The 20,728-nt window shown below is 65.7% G+C and carries 12 protein-coding genes and 2 pseudogenes; 1 reads left to right on the forward strand and 13 read right to left on the reverse strand.

Annotated elements, in window-relative coordinates; genetic code table 11:
- The first annotated feature begins 126 nt into the window (after positions 1 to 126).
- Positions 127 to 659 (forward strand): annotated as a pseudogene (locus IY145_RS24575) (type II secretion system protein GspD).
- Between the two features lie 214 nt (positions 660 to 873).
- Here the strand turns inward: IY145_RS24575 and dhbA are convergent.
- The 13 genes and pseudogenes from dhbA to IY145_RS24635 form a co-directional block, all read right to left on the reverse strand.
- A pseudogene (gene dhbA, locus IY145_RS24580) lies at positions 874 to 1,618 on the reverse strand (2,3-dihydro-2,3-dihydroxybenzoate dehydrogenase).
- 52 nt (positions 1,619 to 1,670) lie between these two features.
- The gene (locus tag IY145_RS24585; RefSeq protein ID WP_196410901.1) at positions 1,671 to 2,540 is read right to left on the reverse strand and encodes an isochorismatase family protein; all 870 of its coding nucleotides are present in this window, start codon (positions 2,538 to 2,540) and stop codon (positions 1,671 to 1,673) included.
- Positions 2,541 to 2,560: 20 nt separating this feature from the next.
- Complete coding sequence (locus tag IY145_RS24590; protein ID WP_196410902.1) at positions 2,561 to 4,177, reverse strand: (2,3-dihydroxybenzoyl)adenylate synthase; 1,617 nt, start codon at positions 4,175 to 4,177, stop codon at positions 2,561 to 2,563.
- Positions 4,174 to 5,352 carry an isochorismate synthase MenF gene (locus tag IY145_RS24595; protein ID WP_196410903.1) on the reverse strand — a complete coding sequence of 393 codons (1,179 nt, stop codon included), beginning with the start codon at positions 5,350 to 5,352 and terminating at the stop codon, positions 4,174 to 4,176. Before IY145_RS24595 ends, IY145_RS24590 begins: the two co-directional genes overlap by 4 nt.
- Positions 5,353 to 5,484: 132 nt before the next feature.
- A complete protein-coding gene (gene entS, locus IY145_RS24600) occupies positions 5,485 to 6,819 on the reverse strand; it encodes an enterobactin transporter EntS (protein WP_210332899.1) in 1,335 nt (444 codons plus the stop codon).
- The gene (locus tag IY145_RS26035; RefSeq protein ID WP_246722444.1) at positions 6,816 to 7,406 is read right to left on the reverse strand and encodes a thioesterase domain-containing protein; all 591 of its coding nucleotides are present in this window, start codon (positions 7,404 to 7,406) and stop codon (positions 6,816 to 6,818) included. The genes entS and IY145_RS26035 overlap by 4 nt, the downstream gene beginning before the upstream one ends.
- The gene (locus tag IY145_RS24605) at positions 7,357 to 14,001 is read right to left on the reverse strand and encodes a non-ribosomal peptide synthetase (RefSeq protein WP_312030666.1); all 6,645 of its coding nucleotides are present in this window, start codon (positions 13,999 to 14,001) and stop codon (positions 7,357 to 7,359) included. The genes IY145_RS26035 and IY145_RS24605 overlap by 50 nt, the downstream gene beginning before the upstream one ends.
- Positions 14,002 to 14,059: 58 nt before the next feature.
- Complete coding sequence (locus tag IY145_RS24610; protein WP_026597790.1) at positions 14,060 to 14,269, reverse strand: MbtH family protein; 210 nt, start codon at positions 14,267 to 14,269, stop codon at positions 14,060 to 14,062.
- Positions 14,262 to 15,923 carry a PepSY domain-containing protein gene (locus IY145_RS24615; RefSeq protein ID WP_196410904.1) on the reverse strand — a complete coding sequence of 554 codons (1,662 nt, stop codon included), beginning with the start codon at positions 15,921 to 15,923 and terminating at the stop codon, positions 14,262 to 14,264. The genes IY145_RS24610 and IY145_RS24615 overlap by 8 nt, the downstream gene beginning before the upstream one ends.
- 9 nt (positions 15,924 to 15,932) lie before the next feature.
- Positions 15,933 to 16,217, reverse strand: coding sequence for a hypothetical protein (locus tag IY145_RS24620; protein WP_196410905.1), 285 nt, complete (start codon positions 16,215 to 16,217; stop codon positions 15,933 to 15,935).
- Between the two features lie 2 nt (positions 16,218 to 16,219).
- On the reverse strand, positions 16,220 to 16,483 hold the full coding sequence (locus tag IY145_RS24625) for a hypothetical protein (protein ID WP_196410906.1): 264 nt from the start codon (positions 16,481 to 16,483) through the stop codon (positions 16,220 to 16,222).
- A gap of 10 nt (positions 16,484 to 16,493) precedes the next feature.
- Positions 16,494 to 18,527 (reverse strand): TonB-dependent receptor, encoded by a 2,034-nt coding sequence (locus IY145_RS24630; RefSeq protein ID WP_246722442.1) that lies wholly within the window; start codon positions 18,525 to 18,527, stop codon positions 16,494 to 16,496.
- A 750-nt stretch (positions 18,528 to 19,277) separates the two neighbouring features.
- Positions 19,278 to 20,492, reverse strand: a complete 1,215-nt coding sequence (locus IY145_RS24635) for a PepSY domain-containing protein (RefSeq protein ID WP_196410907.1) — start codon at positions 20,490 to 20,492, stop codon at positions 19,278 to 19,280.
- Positions 20,493 to 20,728: the final 236 nt, after the last annotated feature.

The following is a 20,728-nucleotide window of genomic DNA, read 5'->3' on the forward strand; positions in this document are numbered from 1 at the left end:
TCCACGACGGATATCGTATCGAACCTCGTCCTTCAACGCGTGTTGCCAGGCTTCAATTTGCTGCTGGGACCGGAGGCGCAGCCTCATGTGGTGCTGAACGCGTTGACAACGCTGACCAGCGTCAAAGTGCTGTCCTCCCCCTCGCTCGTCGTATCGGACAATCAACCGGCGCTCCTGCAAGTGGGCCAGGAAGTCCCGATTTCGACAGGATCGGCGACGGTGCTGTCGACTTCCAACACCATCGTCAACTCGATTCAAATGCGCGACACTGGCGTCATTCTAAAAGTGTGGCCGCATGTGCATGCCAATGGCGTTGTCCAGCTCGAGGTCGAGCAAGAAATTTCCAATCCGGTGAATTCGAGCCTGACCCCGACGATCTCGCAGCGGCGCGTGCATTCGACGGTCTCGGTCCGGAGCGGGCAGACAGTTCTGCTTGGCGGCCTGATCAGCGAGCAGGAGAACAACACCAAGGACGGCATTCCGGCCTTCGGCATCTCGCCTATCTCGGCGATCTATTCGGCAGCACGACCCGGAACAAGGATCGCTCGGAAATCATCATTTTCATCAAGCCACGCATTATTCGTGACTCGCTCGACGCGCAAGGAGTCGCCGAGGAGTTCCGTTCACGCCTCGACATGATGCGTGCGGCGAGTCATTAACCGGACGCGGCCGCACAGCGACCGATCAGTGGTATCTCAGGCGGCTGTCGTCACGGCCCTCCACGCCGCCATCTCCCTGAGGAGATGCAGACGGATGGCGAGACGCGCCTCGCACGAAAACGAATTCGTCCCGACTTTGTCATCGCATGGTCGCTATGGCGACGAGCGCATCAAGCCGAAGCGCGGCGAGCTCATTTCAAAAACAACTGTAATGCTAGGCTGTCAGTACGGCGCCGCCATCGACGACAATGTCCTGCATGACGATATGGCTCGCGAGATCCGACGCCAGAAAGGCGATGACATTGGCGATCTCCTGCGGCGTCGCGATCTTGCCGAGTGGAACGCCGAGCTTGAAAGCCTCTGGAAAGCCGGCGACGACGCGTTGCTCGGCGTCCGGCGCGCGCCACATGGCGCGCTGCATGGGCGTGTCGGTCGAGCCGGGAGAGACGAGATTGCATCGCACCCCATAGGGCGCCAGCTCCAGCGCGACGCAATGCGTCAGGCTGGCGAGCGCAGCCTTGGAGGCGCAATAGGCGGTCATCGACAGGCGCGGAACATGCGCCGCATTGGACCCGACCGTGACCACGGCGCCGGAGCGTTGGCGCTTGAATTGAGCGATCGTGTTGCGGAGCAGATGAAAGGCCCCGAGACATTGACGTCGAAAGAGGCGCGCCAATCCTCGAGGCTCACCTCCTCCGTCGCGCCGAGACGCAGAATTCCCGCCGCGTTGACGAGCACATCCAGCCGCCCCGCTTCGTCCAGCAGATGCGCGCAGGCGCGCTCCGCCTGCTCGTGATCGGCGATATCGACGATGAGCGTGCGAAAAGGATAGCGCGCTTCGGCGAAGGCTTTGTCCAGCCCGACGACATTCGCGCCGAGCGCGACGAATGTCGTCGCAGCGCAAAGGCCGATCCCCTGCCCGCGCCCGTCACCCAGACGCTCTTGCCGGTGAAGCCCATCTGCGGGCTCTGCGCAGAATTCATCTCGCCCCTCCTTTCGTGACGATGATGGTCACGCCGCTGCGAGCTTGCGCTCGATCAGCGCCCACCAGCCGTCGAGCGTCGGATTATCGGCGAGATCGACGAAGCCGATCTCGACGCCGAGCTTGCGCCACTCTGTCACCAGCGTCATGACGCGAATTGAATCGAGCCCATAGTTCATGAGATTTTCGCTTGGATCGAAAGTCTCCCCATCGAGCGAGACGAGGGATCGCACGCGCGCCTCGACTTGCGCGCGCGTCAGGCGCGGCGCCGGCGCGCCGATCAGCGCATCCGCTGCGACAACGACGCCGCAGCGGCCGGCGACATGTCGCAACGTCATGTCGTGATCCTCCGCCGAGAAATCGGCGATGGCGTCGCCGACGACGAAGGTCTCGAAATCGCGCATGAAGGAATCGAGCGCTGTCGTCAGGCATCCGATATGCCCATAGACGCCGCAGATCACGAGCTGATCGCGGCCCCAGTCCTTCATCATCGCTTCGAGCGGCGAACGCTGAAACGCGCTGTAGCGCCATTTGACGAGCACCGTATCATCGCTGTCAGGCGCCAGCGCCGCGGCTATGTCCTTCAGCTGCGGATGCGCATTCAGCCCCGGCCCCCACATATCGTTCAGCAGGCCGCGATCCTTCGGGCTCTGGTCGATCGGCTGGGCCGTGTAGACGATTGGAACGCCGCGCGACTTGCAGAAGGCGCGCAGCGCCGCGACATTGGCGACGAGCTGCGCGACGAGCGGGCTCTCCTCGCCGAAGAAATGCAGGAAATAATCCTGCATGTCGTGAATGAGCAGCACGGCGCGCTCGGGCGCGAAAGTCCAGCCGACCTTGTTCCTCGGAAAATCCTCGGGCCGCGGCAGGGAATAGGTCGGAAGCCGGGGAATGGCCATTGTCGTTTCCTCTCCACGCATCAGGAAGCGGGTCCGCTCGAGACGAGATCGCGCAAGGCGCGCTTGTCGATCTTGCCGGCGGCCGTGACCGGCAGCCGCTCGAGAAATTCGAATCGATCCGGCAGCTTGAATTCCGCGACGCCGAGCGCGCGCAAATGCTTGCGCAGAGCGAGCGGCCGCACATCGCCGCGCGCCACGACGCAGGCGCAGCTCTTCTCGCCCATCAGCGCGTCGGGCGTCGCGACCAGCGCAGCGTCGGCGACTTGGGCGTGCGTCAGCAGCAGAGTCTCGAGTTCCTCGGCCGCGAATTTCTCGCCGCCGCGGTTGATCTGATCCTTCTTGCGCCCGACGACTTGAATATGTCCCGTCTCCGTCATGCGCACGAGATCGCCGGAGCGATAGAAGCCCTCGGCGTCGAAGGCGCGGGCGTTCTCCTCGGCGGCGCGATGATAGCCGCGGAACGTATAAGGCCCGCGCGTCAGCAATTCGCCGATCTCGCCGGCGCCGACCGGCGCGCCCTGCGCATCGACGATCTTCACCTCGTCGTCCTCGCACATGGGCCGTCCCTGCGTCGTGAAGATCGTCTCCTCGTCATCGTCGAGGCGCGTATAATTCACCAGCCCTTCGGCCATGCCGAACACTTGCTGCAAGCGGCAGCCGAGCGTCGCGGGAATGCGCCGCGCGACCGTTTCGCCGAGCCGCGCGCCGCCGACCTGCAATAGGCGCAGGCTCGAAAGCGGCGCCTCATCGGCCACGGCCTCCAGCCAGAGCATGGCGATCGGCGGCGCGACGGCGGCGATGTCGACGCCATGGCGGCGGACGAGATCGAAGCAGACGGACGGGCTCGGGTCCGGCGCCAGCACGACCGTCCCGCCCATGTGAAACACGCCAAGCGCGCCCGGCGAGCTGAGCGGAAAATTATGCGGCACCGGCAGCGCGCAGAGATAGCGGCTGTTCTCGGTCAAGCCGCAAATCTCCGCGCTGCGGCGCAGGCTGTAATAATAATCGTCATGCGTGCGCGGGATGAGCTTGGGCGCCCCCGTGCTGCCGCCCGACAATTGCAGAAACGCGACCTCTCCCGGCGCGGAGCCGCGCAACTCGTTGGCCGAGACGTCGTAGCGACGCTCGGCAAAAGGCGCGAGGCTTTCCGCATAAGACGTCTCGCCGAGAATCTGCACGACGCGCAGCGCCGGAATGGCGATCTGCAAGGCTTCGACATAAGCGCCATTCGCGAACAGCGGATGCCGCGCGCAGGCGACAAGAAGCGCGGGCCGTATCTGCTCCGCATAGGCCGAGAGCTCGAGGCGATTATGGCTGAACAGCGCATTGACGGGCGCGACGCCGATTTTCAGCAGAGCGAAGAACACCGCGTAGAATTCGGCAACATTCGGGAGCTGAACGAGCGCCGTGTCGCCGGCGCGCAGGCCTTGGCGCGAGAAGCCTATGGCGAGGCTCGTCGACCAGGCGTCGAGCTCGGCGTAGCTGAAGCGGCGCTCGCCGCAGAGAAGCGCCGTCGCGTGCGGAGCGATCTCCAGCCGCTTCGCGAGGAGAGCGGTCAAAGGCTCGCCGCGCCAATAGCCCTTCTCGCGATAGCGGCGCGCGAAATCTTCGGGCCAGGGAGTGAAATCGACGCTCATTGCACGATCCCCCGCTCGACGCCGAAAGCGCGCAGCATGGTGGCGAGCTTGGCTTCCGTTTCGGCCCATTCGGCGCGCGGGTCGGAGGCCTCGACGATCCCCGCTCCCGCGAACAGGCGCACGACCATCTCGTTCACCGTGCCGCAACGAATGGCGATCGCCCATTCGCCATCGCCGCTCTCATCGCACCAGCCGACGATTCCAGCGAAGAATCCGCGATCGAAAGGCTCCAGCCGCTCGATCAGCATGCGCGCCTGCGCGGTCGGCGACCCACATATGGCCGGCGTCGGATGCAGCAGGCTCGCGAGCTGCAGCGCGGAGAGACGTCCGTCGGCGAGTTCGCCGGAGATGGAGGTCGAGAGATGCCACATGGTCGGAGTGTTCATCAGCGCCGGCTCGTCCGGGATGCGCAGCTCGGCGCATAAGGGCTCGAGCAGACGGCGGATTTCGTCGATCACCAGCCTATGCTCGAAATTGTCCTTGCTCGATTGCAGGAGACAACGCCCGATGCGCGCATCCTCTTCCGGCTCTGCGACGCGCTTCGCCGAGCCCGCCAGCGGATTGGAGCGGATGGAGCCGCCGATCTTGCGGATGAGCAGCTCGGGGCTCGCGCCGAGCAGAACGCCGCCGTCGGGCAGCGGCGCGTGGAAGTGATAGCCGGCGGGATTCTGGCGCCGCAGAATTTCGAGAATCGCGACGGCATCGACGCGCTCGGCGAATTCGATCTCGAGAATGCGCGACAGCACCGCCTTGCGCGCATGGCCGTCACGAAAATTGGCGACGGCCTGGGCGACGGCCTCCTCGAAACCGCTCTGTCCCGGCACGCTGCGATACCAGAGCGCGGGAACACTGGCCTTCGCCTCTGGCGCGCTCATCGCCATGCGTGGCGCGCTGATGCGATGCGTCTTCGGCGCGAAGAGGAAGGAGGGCTGACGCGAGTCGAAGGGGATCGCGCCGACGACGATCGGATGATCCTGTCCTGCGCGACGCGCTCTCGCCAGCGCAGCGTCGACCGCCGCCTGCAGAACGCTGTCTGCGCCCCCGCCGCCGACCGCGGGCGTGCGTATTCGCTCGAAAACGCCATAGGCCTCTATGGCGAAATGGGGCGAGCTGAACAGAAACGACGGGCGTTTCGGCCTGCGCCGAAATCTCTCTGGAAGGTCTCTCTGCGACAATCGCGTCCATCGGAACGCTCCTTTGTGGACGAATGAAAATCGGTCGAGCGGGACGCGCGCTCCCGGCCGCGGCGGCAAGCGCCGTCGCGTTAGCGAAGAAAGCGGTCCTCGTTTGGTTCTGAGCGTCGCGCCTCAACCGGAGGGCGCGAGGCTCTGCTTTTCCTTTTCGATCGCCACGCCTTCGGCGGCGGATTCGGCCGGCGATCGGCGCAGCGCGCCGAAGGCCCCCGCCATCGGCAAGAAGGAGAAAAGAGCGGCGAGGCCGAAGGCGCCCACCGCCAGCGCGGGCGGGAAAATCCCCCCGAGCAGGCCGAGCAGAAGCGCGCCGAGCGCGTCGCCGACGATGAATTGCGCGGTCCAGAGTCCATTGACGCGCCCACGCAGCCGGTCCGGCGTGTTCTTCTGCACCAGCATGAATTGCAGCAGCGAGACGATGGACCCGAGATAGCCATAGACGACGAGGACGAGCAGCGCCGGAACCAGTCCGCCGACGGCGCCGAGCGCGGCCAGCGCCGCGAATGCGGCCGCGGCGCAGGCGAGCAGAGCGAGGCCCGGACGCGCGAGGCGCGTGACGAAGCCGCTCGTCGTCGCGCCGAGCATCGCGCCGAGCGGAACGGCGGAATACATGAGCCCCGCATCGGCCGGGCCGTCTCCGTAGGCGCTCGCGAGCGCCGGAAACAGCACGCGCGCGCCGCCGGCGAGGCTCGCCAGCGTCCCCACTGCGACCACGGCGCCGACGATGCGATTTTCGAAGAGATAGCGCACGCCCGACAGAAGTGCGCGCGCCGGCGTCTCCAGGCTCGCGCCCTTGGGCGGCGGCAGCGGCGGCAGGCGCATCAGCGGCACCAGCGTCGCCAGCACGCCGGCCGCGGCGCAGGCATAGGCCCAGCCGACGCCTACCGACATGATGAGCAGCCCGCCGAGCGCCGGCGAGGCGACGCCGCCGAGCCGCATGGCGATCATATTGAGCGCGCCGGCGGCCGCGAGATTTTCGCGCCCGACGATGGCCGGCGTCGCGGCGAGCAGCGCCGTCACGCCCAATGCGCTGAAGAAGCCGTCCCAGGCCGCGAGCGCATAGACGACGGCGAGCGAGGGCGCGGCCGCAAGCCCGTTGAGGGCGAGCGCGACGAAGCCGAGGCCGCAGGTTCCGCGCGCGAAGAGGATGAGCTTGCGGCGATCGTGGCGATCCGCCAGCACGCCGCCCGTGAGGAGGCCGACGAAAGCCGCGACGCCGCCGAAAGCGACGACGAATCCGGCGGCGGCGGGTGAGCCGGTCAGCTGCAACGCCTGCACGGGAACCGCGACGGTGAGCAGGCCGAGCGCGAATAGCGACAGCGTCCGCGCCACGAACACAACGCGGAAATCGCGATTGTCCCGCAACAGGCTGAAATCGGTCAAAATGCGAGGTTGGGTCATGTTGGTCCGATCGCTGGAGAATTTGCAGAAGAAGCGTGCGAGAGCGCTCATTTGGGACCTCGCTTCGCGTCGATCGCGACGAGAATCTCGTTCAGCGCGGGGCCGAGCTCCCGCAGCATGCGCGGCGAGATGATTTCTGTGTGCGGACAATCGAAGGCGACGAATTTCAGCGCGCCGACATAGGGCCGCCACGTCTCCTCGACGTCCATGCCCGCCGGCAAAGTGCGCAGCGCGACGAAGAGCGTCGCCTCGCCCTCGTAGCGAGGGGTCTTCGCGGAGGCGAGCAGCCGGACCGAGTCCTCGTAATTGGCCATGATGTGGCCGAACATCTCGGCCTTCTCGCGCGCGAGCGTCGAATCGAGCGCCTCTTGCGAGGCGTCCATGAACAGCGCCTTCTCGCGCTCGATCTCCTCTTCGCCAGCCGCGTCGAGCGGCTTGGTCCAATCCTGGATTTCCGAAGGATAGGTGTCGAGCAGGCCGAGAAAGGCGATCTCCTCCCCTTCGGCCGAAAGACGCGCCGCAATGGCCTGCGCCACGACGCCGCCGAGCGAATAGCCGAGCAGCCGATAGGGACCGTGGGGCTGGATTTCACGCAGAGTCGCGAGATGCCGATCGCAGACCTCTCCATATTGCGGCAGGAGGCGATCGGTCCGAAGGCCGCGGCGATTGCAGCGCGATCACCGGCCAATCGCTGCGCAGATAGCGGGTGAGCGCGCCGAATTGCCAGGAGAAGCCCGAGGCCGGATGGATGCAGACGATCGGCGGCCCCTCGCCCGCGCGCAGACGCAGCGTCTCGGCGAAGCCGGCGCGGCGATCCTCCTCGCGCCGCTCCGCGAATAATTCGCGCGCGAGGCTCTCGACGCTCGGCGCGGCCATCAGCTGGCCGACCGAGACGGAGACCTTCATCTCGCGCTGAATATCTGCGGCGAGGCGCATCGCCAGCAGCGAATGTCCGCCGAGCGCGAAGAAATCATCGTCCGCGTCCAGCTGATCGACGCCGAGCGCGCGGGCGAAGAGATCGGCGAGCGCGATCTCGACGCCGGGCGTCGGCTTGCGGCCGGCGCGGCGCGGCGCAGCCTCCGGCTCCGGCAGCGCCTTGCGATCGAGCTTGCCGCTGGCGGAGAGCGGAAATCCCGCAAGGCCGACGATCGCCGATGGCGTCATATGGGGAGGCAGCCGCAACGCCAATGCGCAGCGCAGCGCCTCGAGGTCCAGTGCGGCGCCCGCAGCCGCGACCACATAGCCGACGAGCCGCCGTTCATCGGCGCCGGCGATGCCACCCGCCGCGGAGGCTCGCGCGACGACGGCCGCCTGTTCCACGCCGGGCAGCTCGCGCAACACGCTCTCGATCTCGCCGAGCTCGATGCGCTGGCCGCGAATCTTGATCTGATCGTCGCTGCGCCCGAGATAGTCGAGCGCGCCGTCGGGCCGTCGGCGGACGATATCCCCGGTGCGATACATTCGCTCGCCCACGGCCTGCGGATCGGCGACGAAGCGGCTCGCCGTCAGCGACGGCCGCCGAAGATAGCCATCGGCGAGCTGGACGCCAGTCAGATAGAGATCGCCCGCGACGCCGATCGGCGTCTCGCGCAACCAGGCGTCGAGCACGCGAACGCCCGTGTTCCAAACGGGTCGGCCGATCGGAACGCCCGCTGTCTCGAGGCTCGCGAGCGCCGCGCCGAAGGCCGGCTGAAAGGTCACATCCACCGCCGCCTCGGTCGGCCCATAGAGATTGTGCAGCGGCGCGCCGAACAGCGCCTCGAAGTCCTCCGCCAGCTCGCGTGACAGCGCCTCGCCGCTGCAGAACACGCAGCGCAGGCTCTCCGCCTCGGCGGCGCGCGCGGCGTCGGTCGCCGCCACGAAGGCCGCGAGCATGGAGGGGACGAAATGCAGCGTGGTGACTCGATGCGCGCGGATGAGCCGCAGAATCTCCGCCGGATCGCGATGCGCCTCCGGCGGCGCCATGACCAGAGCCGCCCCGGCCATCAGCGGCCAGAAGAATTCCCAGACCGAGACGTCGAAGCTCGACGGTGTTTTCTGCAGCACGACGTCGCCCGCGCCGAGGCCATATTCGTGCTGCATCCACAACAGGCGGTTGACGATGGCGCGATGCGAGACGACGACGCCCTTCGGCCGGCCCGTCGAGCCGGAAGTGTAGATCACATAGGCCGGATCATCGGGCGTGGCGGGAGAGGCGAAGCCCGCCTCCTCCGCTTCGCCGATTTGCGGCGAGCGGTCGAAGGCGAGCAGCGGCGCCAGCCCCTCGAACCGGCTTCGCGACGCCTCGTCTGTGATGATGAGGCGCGGCGCTCCATCCTCGACCATGAAGTGGAGACGCTCGTCGGGATAGCTCGTGTCGAGCGGCAGATAGGCCGCGCCGGCCTGCTGCGCCGCCATCAGCGCGATGGAGAGCCGCGCCGAGCGCGGCAAAGCCACCGCGACGAGATCGCCGCGGCCAACCCCGGCCTCGGCGAGCGCGCGCGCCAATCGCGCGACCTGCCGACGCAGCTGCGCATAGCTCAGCTCATGATCGGCGTCGATCAGCGCGGGCGCCTCGGGCGTGCGCCGCGCCTGCTCCTCGAGCAAGCCGCAGAGCGTCGCCGCCGGCGTCTCGACGTGCGTGTCATTGACGGCCGCGATCGTCTCGCGCTCGTCCGGCGTGACCAGATCGAGCGACGCGAGAGGCGTTTCCGGCGCATCGACGAGCTGCTCGAGCAGCTGGACAATGCGGCGGCCGAGACGCTCCGGCTCGGCGACTCCCTCGCGATATTCGAGCCGCAGCTCCAATTCGCGGCCGGGCAGCGCCATCAGCGTCAGCGGATAATGCGAATAGCTGCGATTGCGCGCGCCGACGAGCTGCAGGCCCCCGAATTCCTCGGCGTAGAGCCGCGCGTCATCCGGATAATTCTCGACGACGAGCAGAGTGTCGAACAGCGTCGAGGCGCCGGCGAGGCGCTGGATCTCGCCGAGGCCGAGCCCGTCATGCTCCATGAGGGCGATCTGCCGACTCTGAAGCGCGGCGAGCTGCTGGGCGAGCGGCAGATCGGACCGCAAGCGCACGCGCACGGGCAGCGTGTTGGTGAAGAGCCCGATATGCGCGTCGAGCCCGGCTTCCGCCTCCGAGCGGCCGGAAACCGGCGCGCCGAAAACGATATCGCTGCGCCCCGTCATCGCGCCGAGAACGGCCGCAAAAACGCCCTGCAGGAGAGTGGCGAGGGTCAATCCGCGCCGGCGTCCGAACGCCTCCAGCTCCTTCGCCAGACCAGGCCGCAGTGCGAGCGGCAATTCGCGCGTCTCGCCGAATGCGGCGGCGGGATCGAACAGCAAGGTCGGCGCGGCGCCGGCGAGCGCCTCCCGCCATGCGGCGCGGGCGGGCTCGGGGTCGCGCGCGGCGAGGCGGCGGACGACGCTCGGGTAATCGGGAAGGATCGGCGTGAGCGCGGCGCCGGCGTAGGCGGCGAGAAGATCGCGCAGCATCACGCCGGAGGACCAGCCGTCGCCGATGAGATGATGGCAGACGAGGAGAAGCGCATGGCGCTCTTCCGCCAGCCGAAGCAGCAGGGCGCGCGCCAGCATGCGGCGGCCGCCGCTCTCGGCCAGAAGGTCGCGGGCGAGTTCCTCGCGCTCGATTTTCTCGAGCGCGGCGGCCTGCTCCCGCGGACCGAGCTCCGCCAGCAGACGCTCGCTCCAGGGCCAGCGGCGCAGCGCCTGCGGCCCCTCGACGAGCGGCAGAATTTGGAACGCCTTGCCCTGCTCGACGTCGAAAATCGCCGCGAGCTGCGGATGGCGGCGCAACAGCGCCTCGAGCGCGTCGCGCAGCCGACCGACGTCGAGCGGCCCGTCGAGAGTGAAGCGCGAGACGGCGTTGTAGCGGCTCGCGCTGTCCCCGAGTCCGGCGTGGAACAGCAGTCCCTCTTGCAGCGGCAGCGCCGGCAGAACGGCGGCGATCGCGCCATGGCGCGCCCGCAGCGACTCGACCGTCGCGGCGTCGACGCCGTCGTCGCGGAGCGTCGTCACGCCTTCCTCGGCTCGGCGCAGCACGGCCGCCATTGCGGCGACGCTGCGCCGCTCGAAGACGTCGCGCGGCCGCAGCCTATATCCGCGCTTGCGCAGCGCAGCGCAGAGGCCGATGGCGGAAATGCTGTCGCCGCCGAGAAAGAAGAAATCATCCTGCGCGCCGACCGTCTCGAGCCGCAGGACCTCGACGAATATTTCCGCGAGCAGCGTCTCCAGTCCGGGCGCCGGCGAGCGGGCCATCGGCGCATCCCCGGACGGATCGGGCAGCGCCTTACGATCGAGCTTGCCGCTCGCGCCGAGCGGGAAGGCCTCGAGCACGACAATGGCGACCGGCGTCATATAGGCCGGCAGGCGACGCGCCAGAGCGGCGCGCAGCGCCTCCGGATCGAGCGCGCCCTCCGGCGCATCCGGCGTCACATAGGCGACGATCTGGCGCGCGTCGCCCTCCGCCGCGGCGGCGCCGAAGAGACGCGCGACCGCCGCCGCCCCACCGACGCCGGGCTGCTCGAGGAGCGCGCTCTCGATCTCGCCCAATTCGATGCGCTGGCCGCGGATTTTGAGCTGATCGTCATTGCGGCCGAGAAAATCGAGAACGCCGCTCGGCAGCCAACGGGCGATGTCGCCGGTGCGATACATTCGTTGGCCGTCGCCTTCTGGATCGGCGACGAAACGGCTCGCCGTGAGCGACGGCCGCCGCCAATAATATTGGGCGAGCTGCGCGCCGGTCAGAAAGAGGTCGCCGGCGACGCCGATCGGGACCGGACGCAACCGTGCGTCCAGCACGCGCAAGCCGCAATTCCAGAGCGGGCGTCCGACCGGCACGCCGACCCCTTCCGCCGCCGCCAGCGCCGCGCCGAAAGCCGGCTGATAAGTGACCTCCACCGTCGCCTCGGTCGGGCCGTAGACATTGTGCAGCGGCGCATGGAACGTGCGCTCGAAAGCTTCCGCGAGCTCGCGCGGCAGCGGCTCGCCGATGCAGAAGACGCGCCGCAGCGCGGTCTTTTCCGGCTCGGCGCCCGGCGTCGCGCGCGTGGCCGCCACAAAGGCGGAGAGCAGCGAGGGCACGAAATTCAGCGTCGTGACGCGATGCTCGCGAATGACGCGCAGCAGTTCCGCCGGATCGCGATCCGCTTCCGGCGGCGCCATCACGAGGCGCGCGCCCGCCGTCAGCGGCCAGAAGAATTCGCCGACCGAGACGTCGAAGCTGCAAGGCGTCTTCTGCAGCACGACGTCATCGCTGGTGAGGCGATATTCGTGCTGCAGCCAGAGCAGGAGATTGACCACCGCTCCATGCGGAACGACGACGCCCTTCGGCCGTCCCGTCGAGCCGGACGTGTAGATGACATAGGCCGCGTCTTCTGGCGACGGCGACGCGACGCGCGCAGGCGGCGCATCCGCTTCGATGGCGGCCAGCGCGTCGAAGATCAGCACGGAAGCCATCATCTCGAAACGCCCGCGCAAAGCGCTATTGGTGACGATGAGCCGCGGCGCCGCATCCTCGACCATGTAAGCGAGACGCTCGTCGGGATAGCTCGTGTCGAGCGGCAGATAGGCGGCGCCGGCCTCGAGCGCCGCCATCAGCGCCAGGCTCAAATGGACCGAGCGCGGAAGCGCCACGGCGACGCGATCGCCGCGAACCACTCCCGCAGCGGCGAGCTCCCGCGCCAGCCGCGCGACTTGGCCGCGCATCTCGCGATAGGCCAGCCTATCTCGGCAATCGATCACTGCGGGCGCGTCCGGCGTGCATTCGGCCTGCGCGTGCAAGAGATCGCACACAGAAAGCGGCGGAATGACGCGCCGCGTGTCATTGGCCGCTGCGATCAGCGCCGTTTCGCTCTCGGTCATGAGCGCGATTTCGCCGATCGGCGTCTGCGGGCTTTCGGCGAGCCGACGCGCGAAGCGCGCGAGTCGCGCCGCATGCAGCTCCAGCTCGCGCTCCCCGTAACGCGCGCCATTGGCGACGAGATCGACAATGAGCTCGCGCTCGGCGAGATAGAGGTCGAATTCGATATCCTCGACGGGGCCGGACGCGAGCTGATGCGTGATCCCTTCGACACCCGCGAAATCGAGGCGATAGTCGAACATTTTGAAATTCAGCAGCGGCCCATGGAGCGCGCGTCCGGAAGCGAGGAAGCTAAGATCGCGCCGCAGCAGCTCGACCTCATATCGCTGACGGCGACGCACCATTTCCAATTCGCGCCCGAGCGCGGCGGCGACGTCGAAGAAGCACATATCCGCGTCTATCGCGATCTGCAGCGGCAGGACATTCACCACCGGCCCGATCGCATGCAATGCGACCGAGCCCATGCGCCGCATGAAATGCGCGCCCACCGAGAGACGCGCCGCGCCGGTCATGCGGCGCAGATAGACGGCGACCGCAGCCATCGCCATCACGCCGACAGAAACGCGCCCGGCCGTCGCATGCGCGGACAGAAGCGTGGTCGTTTGCGCGTCGAGCACGATCCGCTCGCGCAATGGGAGCGTGAATTTTCCGTCCGCCGGCGCGCGCCGCGACGACAGAGTGACAGCCTGCGGCAGATCGCGCGCATGCTCCGCCCAAAATCGCCGATCGGCGGCCTGCGCCGGCGAGCCGTCATAGGCCGCATATTCCTTCACCACCTCGGCGAAGGAGACGAAAGGCGATGGAGACGGCGCCAGTCCGCGACGCAGCGCGGTGTAGATTTCGCTCACGCGTCGCGCTATCGCCGTGAAACCATATCCGTCGACCGAAAGATGGTGATAGCGCTGAAACCAGAACCAGCGTTCGGCGCCGCCGGGAACCGACCCCTCCGCGCTGAGACGAAACAACATATGCCGGTAGAGCGGCGCTTCGCCCGCGAGCGTCCGAGGCGTTTCCAGATCGTCGCGCATCAGTCGCCGCGCGGCGCCGGCCGGATCGGCTTCGCCTGTCAGATCGACGAGCTCCGGCTCTGGCAGATCGACCGCCTGCACATTGTTCGGCACGAGCTGCGCAGGCCCCTCCTCCGTCTCGACAAAGCGCGCATGGACAAGATCGGCCTCCGCGAGCCCGAGACGGACCGCGGCGCTGAAGCAGGCAACGTCCAGCCTGCCGTTCAGCTCGACATATTGCGCGACAACATAAGCGTTGGAGGCGGCGGCGAGCTGCTCCGCCATCCATATGCCGGGCTGCGCCGCGACGAGCGGAAGCGTCTGCGCAGCCGCGAGCGGCCGCTCTGGAGCGATGTCTGCGAGCACGATCAGTCCTTTGAAAATCGAGACGTCACACGAAACAAAACAGGCGCGAAAAGGCGCGTCAGCCAGCCTCTGCACGTGGGCGCATGTCGATCCAATGATCGTCGACATATTGCATGCATTGCAGGCGCGTTCCCGGACCGAAGACACGGCGCCATCCTTTCGGATCAGCGGAGAAATCGGGCCACAGGCTGAATTGCGCGCGTGCGTTGACGAGAACGACGAAGCTCAGCCGCTCGTCGTCGAAAGGATTGATCTGCGCATCATCCATGGATGTCGTCTCCTTCACCAGCGCCGACCGCAACGGCGCATCTGCTCGAAGAAACTGGAATTGGGGCGCCTGGGGCCGGCTCCTGCCGTCGCGTCGACCAGACGCTGTCTGTCGGCCCCAGCTCGGCGCGGCGCGCCGTCACGCGCGCCAGAGCCGCAAAGCAGAGCGCTGCGCACAAAGCGACGATATCGACACAGGCGCTGATCGAATCGGCCGCCGCCCACGGCCCGAGGCCGGGCGCCGCCAGAGCGATCGCGCTGGTGAGGGGAAGCGAGAGAGCGCCGACCGCCGCGAGATAGGCCAGCTCGACTCCAGCGCGCGCCGCGCCGCGCAGAAACGCGAAGGCGAGAGCGCCCAAGAAGACGGCGTGATAAATTCCATGTCGCCACGCCTCCAGGTCGTCGACATGGCCATAGAGCCATTTGGTCGAGACGATGGCGAAAGAGAGCGCGCAGACGCATCCCGAGCACACGCCGATCGACGCCGCCGCCATGAGGCGCGAGGCCGTCGTCTGCACGACCTGCTCCCCATGGCGGCGCGCGGTCCGCCGACGCGATTCGATCCACAAGAGATTGCCGGAATAGAACAGGAAGGCGCCGGCGAGACCGAGAAAGAAATAGGCCCAGCGCACGGGCTCGCCGCCATAGCTGCCGAAATGCAGCGCGAAGAATGGCGACACGGCGGCCGTCCAGCCGCTCTGCTTCTCGGGAAGATAGTCGACATTGACGAGTTCCCCAGTCGCGCCACGCACGACGGCGAAGCCGCCGCCGCGCGACAGAAAGCGCTGATCCTCTCCGACGACGCGCACGAACGCGCCACGCGTATCCGCATCGCGATAATGCAGGCTGATCGGCGAGAACTGCGGCGAGACGGACGCCACGGCCGCGACCAATTCCGCGACCGGCTTCATCGGCGCCTTCTGCTCGTCGCGCTTTGCGCCTCCGAAAGGGCCGGTCGCGCGCATGATCGTTGGCAGCCTGCCGTCATAGACGACATGATCCAATGCGTCATAGATCGGCTCGTGCAGGCCGAACACAACCGCCGTCAACGCAATGACGAGATGGAAGGGGAAGCTCGCGACGCCGACGAGATTATGCGCATCGAGCCACATTCGCTTCAAATTCGCGGTGAGTCGTAGCGCCAGAAAATCCTTGGCTAGCGAGGGGAGAACCAGGATGAGACCCGAGACGAGCGCGACGGCGTAGACGGCGCTCACGACGCCCATCACTGTCGTTCCCGTTTCGCGATCGAGAGGAAGGCCGGCGGTGCGATGGATCATGTCCACAAAGGCGCCGACGCCAAAAGCGTTCGAGCGCTCGATGCGCAATTCGCCATCCGCGCCGAGCGTCGCCGACCAGACGACATCGTCGCTGCGGCTCTTGCGCCAAGTCAGACGGGCCGGCTCGTTGGCCGTCGCGAGACGAAGCGTGAAGTCTTTGGCCGCCTCGGGCCGCACGGCCAATGTCTTCTCGATGAGGCGATCGGCGTTGTCGGTCGAAATGGAGCCGCCGGTCGGCGGCGAAGCCCAAAGGGAGAGCGGCTCCGCGAAGACGGTGAGCGCGCCGGCGTAGAAGCAGACGAAGAGCAACATGCCGGTCACAATGCCGGTCCATGTGTGAACGCTCTTGTAGAGCCGCAAGATCTCGCCGCGCATTTGTCGTCCTCAGTACAGAAGTCGCCGACAGAGATAGAGTCCGCCCAAGGCGAGAAGATTGGCGCCGCCGAGCCACAGAAAGGCGGCGCGTCCGCTGCGAAACAGAAAGACGAGGCTGGCGACGCCAAGCCAGATCGGCGCGACGAGCCACATGACGAATTGATATTTGTTGCGCGCCTCGAGGCCGCCGGGGCCGGCGACGGCGAAGAGGCCGGCGAGAGCGACCGCCAAAGTGAAGCCCAGCACAGAGCCGGCGACGCTTTTGCTCAGCCAATCGGAGCGAAACTCGGCCATGCCTATTTCCTCCCTTTCAGCGCCACGAGGCTCGGCAGCGCGATCAGCAGCGGCATCAGCGCGGCGAGCGTCGCGAAGAAGGCGGTCGAAGACTCGAGACGAATCGTCCAGACCATCCAAGCGGCGAGGAGAAAGACCGCGGCAAAGAGGCCCGCCTTCCGCCACCGAAGGCGCAAGAGCGATTGGCGCGGCGAGGCGAGATAGAGACAGGCTGCGCCGGCGACGACGAGCGCGAGAGCCGATGAATGGACGAGCGCCGCCGACATTTCTCTCTCCTCAAAAATCGACGGTCGCGGATAGGAGAACCGTTCGCGGCGAGCTCAAAGTGACGATGCCGTCCGCGAAATAGGATCCCGCCCAATAATTATGATCGAGCAGATTATTCGCGTTGGCGCGGAAGGTGACCTTCTTGTCGAAGAACTGCGTCGAATAGCGCAAGCCCGCGTCGAGGCGCGCCCATTCAGGAATTTTCTGCGTGTTGGCGGAGTTGACGAATTGCGCGCTCGTATAGACGACACGTCCCTCGAGCGTCAGCCCCGGAATGAAAGGCGTATCCCATTCGCCGCCGAGATTGACCTGCCATTTCGGCGTGCCATAGGCCGTCTTGCCGTCGAGCTGGCCATTCGCCGTCTTGGTGAGCACGCCGATCGTATAGGCCGCGCCGCCGAGAATGCGCACGCCTTCGACGATCTCGCCGAACACGTTCCACTCTACGCCTTGATTGCGCTGGCGTCCGTCGGAATTATAGACATTGCCGCTCTTGATGAGGCTCGGCTTCTCGATCTCGTAGAAGCTCAGCGTGTTGGCGATCGTTCCGGCGTCCCATTTGACGCCCGTCTCGATCTGCCGCGACTTATAGGGCGGAAACATCTGATTATAATTCGTCGCCGCCGTGTCGGTGACACGGTCGCCCTGGGTCAGTCCCTCGATGTAATTGGCGTAGAGCGACATGGATATCGGCAGAGGTTTGATGATGAGGCCGAAAGCGGGCGTCACCGCGCTCTCGTCGTAATAGGTCGTCTCTGCGCCCGTCGTCGTATTGTAGCTCTTCGTCTGAACACGCTGCGCGCGGAGGCCGAGAATGAGCTGCGCCCGATCGTCGAAGGCGGAGAGCGTATCGGCGAGGGCGATGCTCGAGAGCGTCGTATCGGTCGACTTCGGCGCTTCTCCTGGATCGCGCGCGATGAGCGGCGTGACGGGGAAGTAGATGCTCGACACATAGGCCGAGCTGCGTTGAAAGGCCGAGCCGATCTTCGATTCGAGATTGGCCGCGCTCAAAGACAATCGATGGCCGATTTCGAAAGTCCGGAAATCGGCGCGCAGGCCGCCTTGAAACGAAATCGTGTCTGTATAGCCGCGCAAATCGATGGAGGTTCCGCTGTAGCGGCCGAGGACATTGACATTGGTCGCGACGGTCGAGTTCGTCAGCCCGTTGAAGCGCGCGTCGATCGCGCCGGCGCTCGCGAACAGAGTGACATTGTCGGCGAGATCATATTCCACGCGCCCCATGGCGCCGGAATTGTTCATTCGACCAGAGAGACCGCGGAAGATATTGTTGCTGGAATCCGGCGCGGCGGCGACGCCGGTTCCGGTGAAGCTCGCCATCATCGGCACGCCGCCGCGCGCGATCTCCTGGTTGAAATAGGCGTCGAGCGCGATGCGCAGCTTCTCGCCGCGATAGTCGAGCGCGAGCGCCTCGAGGCCACGTTCGCGCGATTGATAATCGAGCGTCGTGTCGCCGCCGCGATAGGCGCCGTTGAAGCGAATGCCGAAGGCGTTGTCCTGGCCGAAACGCCTGCCGACATCGATATGCGTTCCGAATTGCGAGTTCGATGTATAATCGGCGGTGACGCTCGTCACAGGCGTGTCGCCGGCCTGCTTGGTGACGAGATTGATCGATCCGCCGACGGCGCCATAAGGAGCCATGCCGCTCAACAGCGCAGCCGGCCCCTTCAACACTTCGACGCGCTCCAGAAACTCCGTCGGCACGCGGCCGTCCGGCGCCACGCCATAGAGTCCGTTGAGCGCCGTCTCGCTGACGAGGACCGAAAAGCCACGAATGCGGAAATTCTCACGGACCTGACCGGAAGACACGGTGAAGCGCACGGAAGGATCATTCTCGAGCACATCGGAGAGCGTGCGCGCCTGCTGGTTCTCGATGAGCTTCGAGGTGTAGCTCGTCATATTGAAGGGCGTGTCGAGAAAATCGCGATTGCCGAGCATGCCGAGACGCGCCCCGCGCGCCGCCTGACCACCCGCATATTCCTTCGGCAGATTGCCGAGCTCGGCTTGCAGAGGAGACGGAAACAACGCGGGCGCCGCCGATGATGCTGTGGCCGCGAAAGGCGATGATGCGCGGTTCTGCGCTGGCGTTATCACGGCGCGCGTTCGCTTTCGCCCGACGCGTGCGGCGGCCGCGCTTTGCCGAACGATCGCTCGCGGCCTCTCTTTGGGCGCGTCGACGGTGACAGCAGGCAATGGCGTGACGCCCGACTCCGCATGCGCAGGAGGGCCATCGGCGCCGAGAAGCAGAAGCGCGGCGGCGCTCAGCAATCTGCTCCCATCGATGCGGCTATCTGACCGCGTTTTCACTTGAGACGGACTTGATATCTGGGGCCGACGAGGGCTGCGCATTTCTATATATACCTTCATTTCTCATATATCATTGCTATATTTATAGTATGAACTACAACATTGAAGGTCAATTGCGGCCGCGCTCAGGTTGAAACATTTACAAATTGCAGATTCATTATCTAATATAAATAGATACACCGCGCTTGCCGCCAAATGTGGAATTGTTTTACTTGTAAACAAGCGCGATTGTCGCGCTCGGCCCGCGTCTCCGATGAGTCTCGCCAGCGCCTCGCGTGGCAGCGGATCGCGCACGGTGAAAACCGCGGCCTCGATGTGGCTCATCGGGTTCTGGTGCAAGCGGCCCGCGAGAGGCATAATCGCATGGGCGAGGCACGACGGCGCTGGGGCAAAGGACGATGCTGAACGTAGACGATCTTTTCAATGGCCGACCGAGAGTGAAACAGAGCCCGTAAAATTTGTAAATTTCTAGAGCCCCCTTCGCTGTCGTCGTACGCGCATAGCGCGCCGAGCGCGCTTTTTTTGAAGCCAGCGAATGACCCCCGTGACGAAAACGAGCGGCCAGCTCAGGCCGAAGAGAAAGACAGCGATGCGGCCCGGCCAGCCGTAGACATAACCAGAATGCAGCGGCCATTGCCATTGAATGAATCCATCGCCGTCGCCTGCGAGCGGGTCGCTCACATGCAGCACGCCGCCGGTAAACCGATCGACATAGATCGTCCGGCGGCCTTCGACGCCCCAGCCGATCGGAAACAATTGATTGAAGACAGAACGGCCGCTACGGTGGTCGACGCTGAACGACTCCGTTCGGCCGTCGGGAAACTTCTCCGCGGCGACGGCGAAGGCTTCGTCGAGCGTCACTCGCCGATCGCCCTCCGGCGAGGACGGCAGTTGCTCCACCTTGGTGAGCGGCGAAAACAGCTCGACGATCGCGTTGAACTGTTTCGGCAAGTTGAAATAGACGCCCGAGACGATCACGGCCAAGGCGACCGGTAGGAGGAATATCCCGGCGAGCCGATGAATGTCGTAGTTCAACCGCTCCTGCTTCGCGGGCCATTTCACAGAGAAGGCGTTGCGCCATCGGCCGTTGCGCGGCCACCACAATACGGCGCCGGTCACTGTCGAGATCAGCGCGAGAATCGCGATAACGCCCGCGATCGTCGCCCCCGTATCGCGGAGCAGCAGCGAGTAATGGAGCTTGAACAAAAAGCCGGTCAGGCTGTTCGTAAAAGGATTGCGGCCAGAATAATGCAGCCGCGTTCCCGTGACCTTCGCCCTATAGGGATCGACGAAGACGTTCAGCACATCGGGCGGCGAGTCGTCCGTCCGCTCGACGACATAGAAGAACCAGAATGCTTTGCGCGCGTGATTTGGATAGTAGACGAAGCTCGCAGTCGGCTCTCTGGAAATTGCCTTGCGCGCCGCCGCGGCGATCTCCTCCAGCGGTCGTCGAGCGGCTAGTCCTTCCGGCGGGGCCTCCACGATCAGAAGCGCCGGATTCAGCCATTCGTCGATCTCGTGGAAAAACACCAGCGCCGAGCCGGTGAGTCCGATAGCCGACAGGAACAGCCCCAGAGCGAGGCCCAGCCAAAGATGGGTCTTCAGCCAGACCTCGCGCCAACTCCGAAAAGCTATCCGCCCGGATGCAAGAAGCTGCCGTCGACGAAGTTCGATTCCGCTCATCGCGAAGCCTCCCTGGCAGAGTCGCATTTTGATCGACCCGACGAATGTTCCAATGAGCCTCATAGGCGAAACGAGATCTCCAAGTATCATTGATACCGCCACGAAACGTATCGGCGAGTTTCATCATCCCGATAGCAATCCATGTGATTCTTTCATCACACGCCGGCATGAGAAGGTGTCGGCAGGCGCACTTCGCCAAAGCGCCCGCCGGCGATCTCGAAATTCGGCTCCGATTT

The sequence above is a fragment of the Methylosinus sp. H3A genome, assembly GCF_015709455.1.
GTDB lineage: Bacteria > Pseudomonadota > Alphaproteobacteria > Rhizobiales > Beijerinckiaceae > Methylosinus.

Coding starts and splice junctions, on each gene's coding strand:
- entS (WP_210332899.1), bottom strand. CDS start 6,819: ATGAGCGCTCTCGCACGCTTCTTCTGCAAATTCTCCAGCGATCGGACC.
- IY145_RS24625 (WP_196410906.1), bottom strand. CDS start 16,483: ATGTCGGCGGCGCTCGTCCATTCATCGGCTCTCGCGCTCGTCGTCGCC.
- IY145_RS24610 (WP_026597790.1), bottom strand. CDS start 14,269: ATGGATGATGCGCAGATCAATCCTTTCGACGACGAGCGGCTGAGCTTC.
- IY145_RS24615 (WP_196410904.1), bottom strand. CDS start 15,923: ATGCGCGGCGAGATCTTGCGGCTCTACAAGAGCGTTCACACATGGACC.
- IY145_RS24590 (WP_196410902.1), bottom strand. CDS start 4,177: ATGAGCGTCGATTTCACTCCCTGGCCCGAAGATTTCGCGCGCCGCTAT.
- IY145_RS24635 (WP_196410907.1), bottom strand. CDS start 20,492: ATGAGCGGAATCGAACTTCGTCGACGGCAGCTTCTTGCATCCGGGCGG.
- IY145_RS24585 (WP_196410901.1), bottom strand. CDS start 2,540: ATGGCCATTCCCCGGCTTCCGACCTATTCCCTGCCGCGGCCCGAGGAT.
- IY145_RS24620 (WP_196410905.1), bottom strand. CDS start 16,217: ATGGCCGAGTTTCGCTCCGATTGGCTGAGCAAAAGCGTCGCCGGCTCT.